The 14,340-nt window shown below is 38.7% G+C and carries 11 protein-coding genes; 5 read left to right on the forward strand and 6 right to left on the reverse strand.

Going from position 1 to position 14,340, the window contains the following annotated elements; genetic code table 11:
* The first annotated feature begins 101 nt into the window (after nucleotides 1-101).
* Nucleotides 102-3,344, forward strand: a complete 3,243-nt coding sequence (locus ACRCA4_RS08445; protein WP_433186882.1) for a S41 family peptidase — start codon at nucleotides 102-104, stop codon at nucleotides 3,342-3,344.
* 42 nt (nucleotides 3,345-3,386) lie between these two features.
* Here ACRCA4_RS08445 and ACRCA4_RS08450 read toward each other — a convergent pair whose 3' ends face one another.
* The 3 genes from ACRCA4_RS08450 to ACRCA4_RS08460 all read right to left on the reverse strand — a co-directional run bounded on the left by ACRCA4_RS08450 (nucleotide 3,387) and on the right by ACRCA4_RS08460 (nucleotide 7,458).
* Nucleotides 3,387-3,764: a diacylglycerol kinase gene (locus ACRCA4_RS08450; RefSeq protein ID WP_433186885.1), complete on the reverse strand. Its 378-nt coding sequence runs from the start codon at nucleotides 3,762-3,764 to the stop codon at nucleotides 3,387-3,389.
* 18 nt (nucleotides 3,765-3,782) lie between these two features.
* Nucleotides 3,783-5,408 (reverse strand): phosphoethanolamine transferase, encoded by a 1,626-nt coding sequence (locus ACRCA4_RS08455; protein ID WP_433186888.1) that lies wholly within the window; start codon nucleotides 5,406-5,408, stop codon nucleotides 3,783-3,785.
* 82 nt (nucleotides 5,409-5,490) lie between these two features.
* Entirely contained in the window at nucleotides 5,491-7,458 is a 1,968-nt protein-coding gene (locus ACRCA4_RS08460) for an LTA synthase family protein (RefSeq protein ID WP_433186891.1), read from the reverse strand.
* A gap of 169 nt (nucleotides 7,459-7,627) precedes the next feature.
* On the opposite strand from ACRCA4_RS08460, the gene ACRCA4_RS08465 reads away from it, so the two are divergent.
* Together ACRCA4_RS08465 and ACRCA4_RS08470 are read left to right on the forward strand one after the other, a co-directional pair.
* Nucleotides 7,628-8,305 (forward strand): response regulator transcription factor, encoded by a 678-nt coding sequence (locus ACRCA4_RS08465; protein WP_433186893.1) that lies wholly within the window; start codon nucleotides 7,628-7,630, stop codon nucleotides 8,303-8,305.
* The gene (locus ACRCA4_RS08470) at nucleotides 8,302-9,720 is read left to right on the forward strand and encodes a sensor histidine kinase (protein ID WP_433186896.1); all 1,419 of its coding nucleotides are present in this window, start codon (nucleotides 8,302-8,304) and stop codon (nucleotides 9,718-9,720) included. Before ACRCA4_RS08465 ends, ACRCA4_RS08470 begins: the two co-directional genes overlap by 4 nt.
* A 33-nt stretch (nucleotides 9,721-9,753) precedes the next feature.
* Here ACRCA4_RS08470 and ACRCA4_RS08475 read toward each other — a convergent pair whose 3' ends face one another.
* Entirely contained in the window at nucleotides 9,754-10,926 is a 1,173-nt protein-coding gene (locus ACRCA4_RS08475; protein ID WP_433186899.1) for a vWA domain-containing protein, read from the reverse strand.
* Nucleotides 10,927-10,930: 4 nt separating this feature from the next.
* Entirely contained in the window at nucleotides 10,931-11,776 is an 846-nt protein-coding gene (locus ACRCA4_RS08480; RefSeq protein ID WP_433186902.1) for an AAA family ATPase, read from the reverse strand.
* Nucleotides 11,777-11,888: 112 nt separating this feature from the next.
* On the opposite strand from ACRCA4_RS08480, the gene cysK reads away from it, so the two are divergent.
* Nucleotides 11,889-12,875, forward strand: a complete 987-nt coding sequence (gene cysK, locus ACRCA4_RS08485; RefSeq protein ID WP_433186905.1) for a cysteine synthase A — start codon at nucleotides 11,889-11,891, stop codon at nucleotides 12,873-12,875.
* A 138-nt stretch (nucleotides 12,876-13,013) separates the two neighbouring features.
* Nucleotides 13,014-13,469, forward strand: a complete 456-nt coding sequence (locus ACRCA4_RS08490) for a hypothetical protein (RefSeq protein ID WP_433186908.1) — start codon at nucleotides 13,014-13,016, stop codon at nucleotides 13,467-13,469.
* Nucleotides 13,470-13,575: 106 nt separating this feature from the next.
* Here the strand turns inward: ACRCA4_RS08490 and ACRCA4_RS08495 are convergent, their stop codons facing one another.
* Nucleotides 13,576-14,319, reverse strand: coding sequence for an enoyl-CoA hydratase-related protein (locus ACRCA4_RS08495; RefSeq protein WP_433186911.1), 744 nt, complete (start codon nucleotides 14,317-14,319; stop codon nucleotides 13,576-13,578).
* Nucleotides 14,320-14,340: the final 21 nt, after the last annotated feature.

Consider the following 14,340-nt stretch of genomic DNA (forward strand, 5'->3'; position numbering starts at 1 on the left):
CAGTTTATATTTGATAGTTTAAGTAGCAGTTGCTAGGACGCTTTCTCGCGATTAAATGCTATGATTAGCAAATATTAGAACAATGCTCTCTAGGACTTTACATGTGCTTTTCTCGATTTTTATGGTTAGTTACAATACTTACTACCACTAGCCTTAGTGCCGCTGAAGGCAGTCGGTTATTACGGCAACCTGATATTTCGGCCGATAAATTAACCTTTGTTTATGGTGGCGATATCTGGTTAGCCGAACGCGATGGCCAAAACCCTAGGCAACTTACTAGTCACCCAGCTGATGAATTTGCTCCACACTTCTCTCCTGATGGTAAGTGGATCGCTTTTTCTGCCAGCTATGACAAAAATACCGATGTTTATGTTATGCCAAGCACAGGCGGCACGGCTCAACGTTTAACCTGGCACCCGTCAGCAGATACCGTTAATGGTTGGAGCCCAGACGGCAAAAAAGTGTTATTTGCCTCTAATCGCGAAGTGGCCAATAGTCGGAGCAATCAATTATATGAAGTTGCCATTACTGGCGGCTATGAGCAAAAAGTTATGCCAGCCGTAGCCTTTGAAGGTAAATGGTCTGCTGATGGTAAAAAATTAGCCTATCGTCCTAATAATATGGCTTATAGTGGTACTAGTGGTTGGCGGTTACATCGCGGTGGTAGCACTCCTCCAGTATGGATAATTGATATAGCCAAGCAAAAGCTAGAGAAAATCCCTCACCCTAATGCGAATGAATTTAATCCATTTTGGCTTGGTGATACGGTATATTTTTTATCTGATCGCGATAACCAAGCCGTCAATTTATTTAGCTATTCGGCCAAGACTGTCAACCAGCTTACTCAACTTACAGAGTGGGATATAGATTCTGCAGCGGGTTATGGTAATGATATTATTTACGCTGCTGGGGGCTACTTATATCAGTTAAATATCACAAACGGCCAAAGCCAGCCAATACCTGTTACTATTAATAGCCAATCTGCACAGCGCCGTCCGCAATGGAAAGACGCAAGCAAAACTATCACTTCCGCACAATTATCTAGTACTGGCCAACGATTAATAATCAGCGCTCGTGGTGATATTTTTACTGTGCCGGTAGATGAAGGTTCAACCCGCAACCTTACTCAAACCTCAGGTATTCGGGAGTTTTCAGGCTTGTGGAGTCCAGATGGCAGTCAGGTAGCTTATATTTCAGATCAGGGTAATAAGCATCAACTTATTATCCGTAGCCAAGACGGCTTAAGCGCTGGCAAAACTTATGATTTAAACAATAATGGCTATTTAACTTTGCTAAGCTGGTCACCTAATGGTCAAAAATTGGTATACCAAGACAATCATTTAAACCTTTATGCCTTTGATATAAAAGCTAAAAACACTCAAAAGCTAGATACATCTTTGCGCAGAGCTGATTTTAAAGTTAGCTTTTCTGCTGATAGCCGCTACTTGGCTTATACCGTTTCTGGTGAAAACTATTTTAGTCAAATTAAGCTATTCGACTTTAGCAATAATAACAGCACTTTAATTACTGACGGCATGAGCCATGTTGATGATCCGGTTTTCGCTCAAGATTATTTATACTTTACCGCTTCAGTTAATACAGGTCCTTCTCAAGTTGGCTTAGACTTATCTACCCGTGAAAGACCTATACGCCAAGGTATTTATGTTGCGGTACTAGCCGCAGATGGTAAATCGCCTTTATTAGCAAAAACAGGTGATGAACCCAAAACAGCAGCAAAAGCCAAAGAGACAGCTAAAACCAATGCAGCAGTTAAAGCTGTAAAAATAGACTTAGCTGGTTTGAGCAATCGTATCGTGGCGCTACCGATAGCAGAGCGTAATTACGACAGCTTAGCCATTGCAGATGATGGTGCATTATTTTACTTACAACACAGTCAACCAGGCAGCAGTAACGAATTACCTCAGGTTCACGCTAACAAGGGCGCTAGTTTATATCGGTTTGATTTTAAAGATAAAACCAGCAATAAAGTTCAAGATGATTTAGCTAGCTTTAGTTTAAGTGCCGATGGTAAAAAAATATTACTGGTTGCTACTGATAACAGCTATAAGGTTGCAGATGCCGTAGCCGAGCCAAAACCGGAAGTTATTAGTTTGGCTGACGTTAAAAGCTTTATTGATCCGATGCAAGAATGGCAGCAAATTTTCAATGATGCTTGGCGGATGCAAAAAGAGTATTTTTATGATGCCAATATGCACGGTATTAACTGGCAATCTATTTACGATAAATACCAACCAATGCTTGCCCATGTCCAGCGCCGTGAAGACTTAAATGATGTTTTAGTGGCAATGATTGCTGAACTACAAGTTGGCCACAACCGTATTGGTGGTGGCGACACCCATCAAGAAAAATCTAGCCAAGTTGGATTATTAGGCGCTGACTTTACCATTAGTAATAACCGTTACCAATTTAGTACAGTTTACCAAGGTGATCGCTGGGCGCCTTTTGTAATTGCTCCTTTGGCCGTTCCTGGTACTGCTGTTAAAGCTGGTGAATATTTATTAGCCATTAATGGCAAAGAATTATTTGCTGAGCAAAATATTTATCAATTATTAGAAAACACTGTTGGTAAACAAGTCGTGCTAACCATTGCCGACAACAGCAAAGGTAAAAACAGCCGTAATATCACAGTTGAGCCCATTGCTAATGAAAGCCAGTTACGTTTATGGCATTGGGTAGAGCAAAATAGACAATTAGTTGCCAAAAAATCAAATGGTAAACTGGCTTATGTGTATTTACCCAATACAGCAGATGGCGGTTTTTACTACTTTAACCGAATGTTTTTTGCTCAGGTAGATAAAGCCGCATTAATTATTGATGAGCGTAAAAATGGTGGTGGCCAAGCGGCTAACTATATTACTGAGATCTTAAGTCGGCCATTTTTATCTGGCTGGAAAGACAGAGATGGCTTAGGCTTCACTACGCCAGGTGGCGCTATTTATGGCCCTAAAACAATGCTTATTGATCAAGATGCCGGCTCTGGTGGTGACTTTTTACCTTGGGCATTTAAGCGCTTAAACTTGGGCAAAACTATAGGCACTAGAACTTGGGGGGGGTTAATAGGTATTTCTGCCAACCCAAGCATGATAGATGGCGGCTTTCATGTTGTACCTTTCTTCCGTTTTTATACCCCTGATGGCGAGTGGCGCATAGAAAACGAAGGCGTCAGCCCTGACATTGAAGTTGAGCTTGACCCTATAGCCGTAAATAAAGGTATAGATGTGCAATTAGAACGGGCAATTGAGCATACCTTACAACAATTAAACGCTAACCCACCAGCGGATCATAGCCAAGCCCCAGCTATGCCAAAACAACTAGGCCTATAGTATTAACCAAACAAAGGCTGCTTAATGCAGCCTTTGTTTAATCTAAAAATTCACATATAAAATAGTTAATAAGACCATACTATAAATAACTGTAGCAATTAACACCGCAGCAGAACCAAGATCTTTAGCTAAGCCAGATAAGGGGTTTATTTCATAGCTAATTCTGTCTATTGTCACTTCAATGGCAGTATTAATCACTTCGGCAAAAAGTAAAAATAACACGGCACAAAGCAAAAGTAACTTTTCATAAACACTAATAGACCAGATACTAATTAATACTATATTTATAACTAACAAAATAATTTCTTGCCTAACAGCCGCTTCATTTTTTATTAGCCAATTAAAAGCACGACAAGAGTTTTTAAACGCTAACAAAATTCGGCTTAAACCTATCGGTTTTTTACTAGGTTCAAAATTCATTACTACCTCTTTTTATGATTATCCTTGTGCCACTAAAGCTCTCTGGCAAGGTTGCAAAATATCTAACTCAGGACGATACAGCTTAGAATCAACGTGACTAAGACCTAGTAAAGTATCAAAGATATTATCATGCGAAAAAGATAACGCAGTTTGCTGAACTACGCAGTCATTGTAAGTATTATTCGTTAGCAAATTGCTCCAAAATATCATCGGAACCTGGGTTTGCTCTTTAGGCGCTAACCGATAAGGAAAGCCATGCAAATATAAACCGTTCTCGCCTAAAGATTCACCATGATCAGAAATATATAGCATATTGATATCCTCAATAGGTTGCTTTTTTAGCACATCAATAACCCTGCTTAAAATATAATCGGTATAACTGATGGTATTGTCATAACTATTTTCTAGCTCTAGTGCTGAGCAGTTCTGAATATCGCTGCGTGAGCAATCAGGTGAAAAGAGTCGATGGCTAGTTGGGTAGCGGCGATAATATGTAGGGCCATGTGAACCTATCATATGTAGCACAACTAATTTATGTGGACCTTGCAGGTTATTTAATTTTGCTGCTAATTGTTCCACTAATATTTCATCATAACAAAATTGGCCATCACATAATGGCTGTTCGCGGTTTGTTGGAATGTTAATGCTCTCTACCCGTGCGCATACACCTTTACAACTAGAATTGTTATCAAGCCATAACACCTCTACTCCAGCACGATGAATAATATCTAACACATTCTCTTGGCTTTGAGCCAAACGCTGATTAAATTGCAAACGGCTTAAGCGTGAAAACATACAAGGCACTGATACCGCTGTTGCTGTGCCACAAGCGCTAACATTAGGAAAATATTTCACCCCTAAAGCAGGAGTATAAGTATTAGTTTGCTTTGTATAGCCGCCAAGAGAAAAGTTTTGTGCTCTGGCCGTTTCTCCGACAATCAAAACCGTTAGAGCGCTGTGTTCCGCCTGTAATAATTGCGGCTTTTTATCTAAAAGTTGAAAAGGTAATGGTGGTAAAAAATATTTATCTCGTAAGAATTTATAACTAGAAGTATAAAATGCAAAGGGGGTAATATAACTAGTTAGCTGCCTGTGATTGCGGCCTACAGTAACATAATCTTGATAAAAGCTAGCTAAAATAGCACTACTGATAACAATGCAGCTTATAGTAAGTACCACACAGCTTTTAAGCCTAGCTTTAAAGCTGTGTTTTATCTGTGCTCGAGATAATATCAAACTAGGAATAACACCAAGCAACACAAAATATAATATTACTGAATAATTAAGATAACCCAAGGCTTCGCCTGTATCTGTTTCGATAATATTACGTAGCATATCTCTGTCAAAAATAGCGCCATAATTGATGGTTGCATAAAATAGTACTGCAGAAACTAATACACTAATGACAGCTAAAGGCTTTATAAAACTAATTAACGAACAACAACTTAAAAATATACAGCTAAGCAAAAATAATAATAGCGGAACAGACAGTAAAAATAGAACATGGCCAAAACCGGTTTCCACTACAGCGCTATAGGTTTTATATAAAAACAAGCTATTAAAAACCAAGGTTATATAGGCCGCCGTTACCATCACCAGGCTAACGTAAGATTTTGGCGCCAGTTTATCTAACAACTTAAACATTTTAGTGTTCCACTCTGTTTTAGAACGCTAATGTTAAAATCTAAACCTTTAGATGAACTGAAGATAAACTGACCTTTGTTTTTTACAAAACAGAGCGTCGAAATAACTGTTGTTGATAAGCCATAGAGCTAAATAAAACATGCGCTAAGGCTTTATCTTTTAACTTTATAAGGTCGGCATTTTTGCCTAGCTCACTTTGATCTTGTTCACGCTGTACTTTATGCTTAGCATCATAGTAACCGTAACTTACTTTCCCACCCGGCATTAATATCACTACCTGCTCATTTTCAATATAAGCAAAGTTATCATAATACTGCATCATGGCGCGCTGTATCGGATACTGCTTGGTTAAATCTAGACCTGTCATCGGTGTTGCTGCTGAACTACCAATTAACGATAATAAAGTAACAGGTAAATCAATTTGACTAACTAAACGCTGATCTAACCTATGATCAAAATCTGAATTAAGGATAACTGCAGGAATATGGAATGATTTAATAGGCACAGGCTCAGAGCCATAGACTCGTACATCATGATCAGCCACGATCAAAAACACTGTATCCTGCCAATAAGGTTGGGTTTTAGCCTTAGCAATAAACTTTCCTAATGCATAATCAGCATAGTTAATTGCCTTATCCCGCTTAACGTTATCAGAGCTATAATCTTTTGCCAAACTAGATGGATAAGACGGGATATCAAAAGGATCATGATTGCTAGAGCTAAATATTAAACTAAAAAAAGGGTGTTTTTGCTGTTGTAATGCTACTAGTTCTTTATCGGCCTGATTAAATAAATCTTCATCACTTGCCCCCCAAGAGGCAACATAGCTTGGATTTTCAATATCCTTAAAATCAACAATATCAGTAAAACCATTGCCTAAAAAAAAGCTTTTCATATTGTCAAAATGGCTTTCACCGCCATAAATAAATTGAGTATTATAGCCTTCAGCCGCTAAGACATCTGCTAAGGTAAAAAACTGTTGCTGTGATTTAGACAACTTAACCACCGACCGAGACGGTGATGGTAGAAACCCGGTTATAACCGCTTCAATACCACGTACAGAGCGAGTGCCTGTTGCGTATAACTGAGTAAAACCCCAGCCTTGCTCGTAAAGTTTGTCTAATTCAGGTGTAATGCCTACTCCATTTAACTTACCTACAAAACGGGCACCTAAACTTTCTTCTAAGATAATAACGAGATTCTTTCGCTTGTCGGTATTATAAGCAGGGTTTATCGCTAAAGTAGGTAAAGCGTCATTATCAAACTGATTACGAAAGCTAGCGGCCCTAATTAAGTTGATAATTTGCTGCTTGTCTAAATTACCATATAAGCTTGCTGCACTTTTTTCATTAGCCATATTTTTTGCGGCAAAAGCTACGCTATATGTGGAATTAAGCACTAGCGAATTAATTAAAGTATCGTTAGAAAAATAAACTAAAGCAGGGTTTAAAGGCCGATGACTAAAAGTGCCTCTTGCTGCAATAAATAAAATTAAAACACTCAATAGTATGGCTACATTCGTTACGACACCGCTTGCGTCTGCACTAGCATTATTTGTCTTAGGGTAAAAGCGTAATAAACAATAAAAGGTAGCTGCAGCACTAAATAAGGTTATTATTAATGTGAATAAATGGCCACTTAACAGCATTGAAAAAACCTCTTGTGGGTAAGTTATATATTCAATAAATAACCTATTCGGTCTAACGTCATATTGGTTAATAAATGCCGGAGTTGCCGCTTCCACTAACACAGCGAGGCTAATAATACTAATGCTGTAAGCGCGGCTTAATGTTTTGAGCCATGCCTTACATTTTGTACTACCCCATATTGCACTATAAGTAACTATGCACAATGGTAGCGTTAGGTAGGCAGCCGTACTTAAATCAATTCTGATGCCGCCTAATAATAAATGCCCTACTTTATTTAAGGGTAATCGCTCTATTTGCCAAGCAGCTAAACCTAAACGGCTTAGCGTAAAAATAATTAGCAGTAAGCTAAAAAAGGTGATTATCGATTTAAACTGATTAAAGTATTGGCTGAATACACGCATTAGCTAGCCTTATTGCAACGCAAATAAGCTAACTTATGCCAGAAAACTTAAGAAAGACTTAAGAAAAACTGAATTTAGGCCTCAATACATTATATTCAGTAGATCTAAAGCTAATCTTAAGATTATATTTTTATACTCTTACTTCTAAAGTATAACTAGGCAGTATTTAATGAATTTATTATTAATAGAAGATTCCGTTTCATTAAGACGCAGCCTTAAAGTAGGCTTAGAAAACCTTGGCTACACAGTTGATGATACAGGTGATGGCTCTGATGGTTTAAGCATGGCCTTACTGGGCGATTATGACTTATTAATTTTAGATATTATGCTACCTAGCTTAGACGGTTTGACCTTATTAAAAACACTTCGTAAACAAAACAAAGATATTAGGGTGATACTGCTATCTGCAAAAGTACAACCTGATGATCGCGTACTCGGTTTATTATCAGGTGCAGATGATTACCTAACAAAACCTTTTTCATTTGATGAGCTACATGCGCGTTTGCTGTGCCTTATGCGCCGAGGTAGCCTAACTGCAAATGAAGATATTATAGAGTTGGCTAACTTATCTCTTAACTTACAACTTAAAACGTTAATGGCAGCTAATATCAGCATCGATTTGACCCCTAACGAATATAAAATAATAGAGTGTTTATTTATCAATCAAAATAAAGTGATTACTGCAGATAAACTAAGTACTTATTTAAGTGGTCAATATGATGCGGTGTCAAAAAATGCCATTGAAGCACATTTATCATCAGCTAGAAAAAAAGTACGTGCAGCAGGTTATGAGCTTCCTATTCATACCAAACGCGGCTTTGGTTACGTTGTAAAGCCTACCCTATGATATCAATTCAGAAAAAGCTAGTTCGTACTTTATCTATTAGTATCACTGCCGTTGTACTTATTATTTTGTTAGCTATTGATATTGCCGTCGATACTTGGATAGATAATCAATTTAATCGTGCAATGCAGGCAAAAGCGGGCATGTTAATGACACTAGTAAGCGTTGATCAACAGCAAATTGACTTTCATTTCTCTAGTCGTTTTCTTCCCGAATTTGATGGCAGTGCAGAGCCTGAATATTTCCAGCTTTGGAGTAATGGCACTGCTTTACAACGCTCTAAAAGCTTAGATTTATTTACCACCGCCACCCTGCCTTTTCGCAATGTTAAAATAGCTGAGCCAATGATTGAAGAAATTACTCTGCCAGATGGTAGAGCAGGCCGAGTTATTTATAACCGCTTTATGCCACAAAATAACAACCAAACCCAGCAAAGTACTAGCATAGATAATAATGATAACCCGTCTTTAGTGCTGGCTTTTGCTACCTCAGCAGAAAGCATTAATTTTGTTCTTTGGTTTATCGATATCGTATTTATTATTACAACCATCAGTGTCATTATTTTTATTCGTTTATTTGTTCGAAAAGCCGTTGAACATGGTCTTTCTCCTTTAAATAAACTAAATGAGCAAATTAATAACTTAAGCTTAACCGCTGATAGCCAACCGATTAAACTTGATGAGCCAGTACAAGAGCTAATGGCTGTTAAAGCCAGTTTAAATAGCTTTATTAAAGAAAATAGAGACTTATATTTTAGAGAGAAACGCTTAACCTCTGATATTGCTCACGAGCTCAGAACGCCTGTTGCCGAATTAATTAATTTAACTGAGGTAATACAAAAGTTTCCAGATAACGAACTAAAGCAAGATTACTTACCGAATGTACTAAAAATAAGTAAACGGTTAAAAGATATTGTCGATAATATTTTGCTGCTACATAAATACCAACATACTAAACTTAGTAAAAATGATGTTTTTGATTTAAACCAAGTTATTCAGCGTTTGCTAAGCCATAAAACTGATCACAACATTCAGTTTGCTGCAGACGAATCAGTGCCTATGCTAGTGTCAAACTTATCTGCTGTAGAGTCTATTATTACTAACCTTATTAGTAACGCTATAACCCATAGCCCAGCTAATACGCCTATTTTTATTTCTTTACATAGCACTGATTCAAACGCAATTAAATTAGATATTAGCAATACTTGCGCAACAAAACTTAGCAACGACGATTTAAAGCAATTATTTGAACCTTTGTGGCAAAAAGACTCAGCCAGAAGTGCAAGTGGTAACTATGGGTTAGGTCTTTCCATCGCGGATACTTTTGCTAAAGCTATAAATAGTACATTAACCGCTCAGCTGCATCAGCAACAGATCACGCTAACTCTGCTTATTCCTTTAAAAAATAAAACAACTTAGCTTGTTCAAGGCGGTTAATAAAACCTTTTTTATTTAACCAACTAAGGTTTTAATCGCCTGATTAATACCATTTAAGGTTAATGGATACATTCTATTTTCCATTAGCCTCTGCATAATACTAATGGAATGATAATGCGGCCAATACGGCTCTGGCTGTGGGTTTAACCAAACAGCTTTAGGGTAATGGCTTAATAGCCGTTGCATCCATACTTTGCCTGGCTCAGGGTTCCAATGCTCGACACTACCTCCTGGGTATTCAATTTCATAGGGCCCCATAGTCGCATCCCCTACCAGTATTAATTTATAATCACTGCCGTACGTATGAATAATATCGTTAACGCTAATCAGTTCGTTATGGCGGCGTTTATTGTTTTGCCACACCGCTTCGTATACACAGTTATGAAAATAGTAAAAAGCTAAATGTTTAAATTCAGATTTAACAGCGGCAAATAACTGCTGACATTGCACAATATGGTCGTCCATAGAGCCACCAACATCAAACAGTACTAATAGCTTAATGGCATTATGCCGCTCGCGTATAAAATGTAAGTCTAACCAACCGGCTTGAGCCGAAGTTGCTTGAATGGTAGTGGGTAAATCAAGCTCAGTTTCAGCGCCTGTTCTGGCAAATTTTCTTAGCTGCTTTAGGGCTAATTTAATACTGCGATTATTCAGCTCGGTATCAGTGTCGAGATCTTTAAACTCGCGCTTATCCCATACCTTAACGGCCCGTCTAGCCCCACTGCCTTGCTGACCAATACGAATACCTTCAGGGTTAAAACCATAAGCACCAAAAGGCGAAGTGCCGCCAGTGCCTATCCATTTATTACCACCACTATGCTTTTTTTGTTGCTCGGCTAAGCGCTGTTGAAATTGTTCTAGTAACTTATCTAAACCGCCTAAAGCTTGTAACTTAGCTCTTTCTTCATCCGTGAGCTGTTTAAGAATACTTGGCACTAGCCACTCAGGAGGAATACTAGCGGCAATATCCACTTCGGCTACGCCTGTAAAATACTCGGTAAAAGCGCGATCAAACTTATCGTACTGAGTTTCATCTTTAACTAAACATAGCCGCGATAAGTGATAAAAGGCGTCAATATCAGCAAAGACCACTTGTTGTTTAAGCGCATTAAGTAAATCAAGTAGCTCGGTAATACTGACTTTTAAGCCATAGTTCCTAAGAGTGAAAAAAAACGCAATCAGCATTACGCTACCTGCCCTGCCGCTTAGCCATAAAGGCTAACTTTTCGACTAGCTCAACATCTTGTTCATTCTTTAATAAAGCCCCAAACATGGGCATTAAACCGTTTTGATGATTTTTATCATGCAATGCTTCTGGCGAAATATCTTCAGCTAATAATAACTTTAACCAATCAAGTAATTCTGAAGTTGAAGGCTTTTTCTTCAGTCCTGGCATTTGGCGTAAATTAAAAAATATCTCTAAAGCTGTATTTAATAACTGCGCTTGGATTTGTGGGTAATGTACAGCGACAATGTCTCTTAAGGTATCAGCATCAGGAAAGCGAATATAGTGAAAGAAACAACGGCGTAAAAAAGCATCCGGGAGTTCTTTGTCATTATTCGATGTAATAATAACAATAGGCCTTTGCTTGGCTTTAATTTGTTCGCCAGTTTCATAAACATGAAATGCCATTTGATCTAGTTCATGCAGCAAATCATTGGGGAACTCAATATCCGCTTTATCAATTTCATCTATTAATAACACCGGTCGTTTTTCAGCCGTAAAGGCTTGCCATAATTTACCAGGGCGAATGTAGTTGGCAATATCTTGCACTTTATCACTACCTAGCTGGCTATCACGCAAACGTGATACTGCATCGTACTCATATAAACCATGCTGAGCCTTAGTGGTTGACTTTACATGCCATTGAATTAAATCGGTGCCTAGGCTTGCGGCTAATTCTTCTGCTAAGCGAGTTTTCCCTGTACCTGGCTCACCTTTAATTAATAACGGTTTTTCTAGTGTAACCGCAGCATTAACAGCTAAGGCTAATTCATCTGATACGATATAGTGTTCTGTACTTACAAATGCCATTGTATCCTCTTTGTTTGTAGTAAAACGGAATATGATATAGCTAAAAATTTGGGTGTTTTAGGCTTAAGTGGCGTATTCTTATAATAATTTATATTTTATGGAGCGCATTTAAATGGCAAACGTTTACGCTGATAACTCATTGTCCATTGGCAACACCCCTTTGGTCAAACTAAACCGTACTATTGCAGGCACCAACAAGGGTGGTGCTAATGTTTACGCTAAAATTGAATCTCGCAACCCCAGCTTCAGTGTTAAATGTCGTTTAGGCGCCGCGTTAATTTGGGATGCCGAGAAACAAGGTAAACTAACAGCTGAGCAAGAGATTGTCGAACCAACATCTGGCAATACGGGTATTGCTTTAGCCTTTGTTGCTGCCAGTCGTGGTTATAAGTTAACCCTAACCATGCCAGAAAGCATGAGTTTAGAGCGGCGTAAATTATTAAAAGCTCTAGGCGCTAATTTAGTGTTAACTGAAGCGGCCAAAGGCATGAATGGTGCTATTGCTAAAGCCAAAGAAATTGCGGCTTCAAATCCCACTAAATATATTTTATTAGGCCAATTTGATAACCCTGCTAACCCACAAATTCACTTTGATACCACAGGGCCGGAAATTTATACCGCCTTAGAAGGTAAAGTTGATGTATTTATTGCCGGCGTAGGTACTGGCGGCACTATTACGGGTGTAAGCCGTTATTTAAAACACGAGAAAAATTTAGATGTAGTAACCGTTGCGGTTGAACCAACAGAATCACCTGTTATTAGCCAAGCGAAAAAAGGCGAAACATTAACTCCTGGACCACATAAAATTCAAGGAATAGGAGCAGGCTTTATTCCAGGTAATTTAGACTTAAGCGTTATTGATCAAGTTGAAACCGTATCCAGTGAAGACGCCTTTGCTGCAACGCATCGCTTAATGCGTGAAGAAGGTATTCTAGCTGGTATTTCTTCAGGAGCCGCTTTAGTTGCAGCCCAGCGTTTAGCTGAACAACCAGAATATGCAGGTAAAAATATCGTTATTATTTTACCCAGTGCCGCTGAGCGTTACTTATCAAGTGCCTTATTTACTGATGTCTTTACCGAGCAAGAACTGAGTGTTTAAATTCAATAACAGCTTATAGCTAAACGGAACTTGTCTGTTGTTAAACATGCAAAGGGCGGTTTTTACCGCCCTTTTGCTTTACTTCATGCCGCACTAAAGTCACACTAAGTCGTAAAAATCCTATTGGTATATATTTTAATGTTAAGTTGGAAACCTTATCTGCTTCTCTTTTTATTACTTGCTCTTAATGCCTGTAATGAACCAGCACCCGCAATAGCCACTCAGTGGGGAACCCCAGAAGCTATAGCTACAGAGTTTTTTGATGCTTTATATAATGCAGATGACCTAGAAAAAGCAAAGAGTTTTAGCACCGAAAGTTACGCCAAACTACTAGATAGCTATGGCACAACTCGCCAAGTCAGCCGTATTTTAATTAATGTGTCTTTTGATGAGGTTGTTATTACGATAAATCCGAGTAGTCGTAATGTTCGCCAGCAGTATGATAATGAGGCTGTGATCTCGGTGGTACTTACCGGCCTACATCGTGGTAAAAAAATAGCAGAACTGCGCTCTGTCACACTGATAAAGCAAGGTGGTCGCTGGTTAGTTAAAGCTGTGAAAACCGAAAGTTTTAAAAGCCCAGCCCCTGAATAATAGAAGCTAACTAGGCTTTAACTTGACACAGTGATATCTGGCTACCCGACTATATTTAGCGCTTTTTTCGTCTAGACTTTTAGCTAAGAGACTGTAATGACCGTTTTCAGCTCGTTTTGCGGCTAAAAAAGTTATTAATTCGTTGCTGGCAATCTTCACTGGCTAAAAGCTGCTCAAACGCCGCCAGCTCTGTTGCTATCGTTTCTAAAGTAATAGGCTCTGGCTGTTTTCGAAGTAGCTTCTTCGTTTGTTGAACCGCAGCACTAGGCAGTTTAGCCAATGCCTGTGCTTTTTCTGCTGCTAATGCCTGTAAATTATCTGTTGTTGTGATCTGATTGATCATCCCCATTTGCAAAGCCTCGTTAGCACCAAACGCTTCACCTAGCATTAAATACTGCGCAGCACGTTGATAGCCAGCTAATTGTGGTAGTAGTACACTAGAGCCAGCCTCAGGGCATAAGCCTAGAGCAGTAAAAGGTAACTGAAATCTTACCTTTTCAGTGGCGTAAACTAAATCACAATGCAGTAAGGCTGTTGTGCCTATGCCTATGGCTAAGCCATCAACCGCAGCAATAATCGGCTTAGAAAAGCGTGCTAATTGATATAAAAAGATCACTGTTGGATGCTGTTTATTTAACTCTCCAGCCCCTAAAAAATTTTGTAAATCATTTCCTGATGAAAAACACTCGCTAGTGCTACCCAGTAGCACGACCTTTATCTCATCGTCTGCCTCAGCGTCTTGCAACGCAGAAACTAAATCTCGATACATTTGCTGGCTAAGGGCATTTTTTTTGTCAGGCCGGTGCAATCTAATCGTTAGCACACCTTGATTACGTTCAGTTAAAATCATCAGAGTCACCTTTATTTGTCT

It is taken from the genome of Rheinheimera sp. WS51 (genome assembly GCF_050936095.1).
GTDB lineage: Bacteria > Pseudomonadota > Gammaproteobacteria > Enterobacterales > Alteromonadaceae > Alishewanella.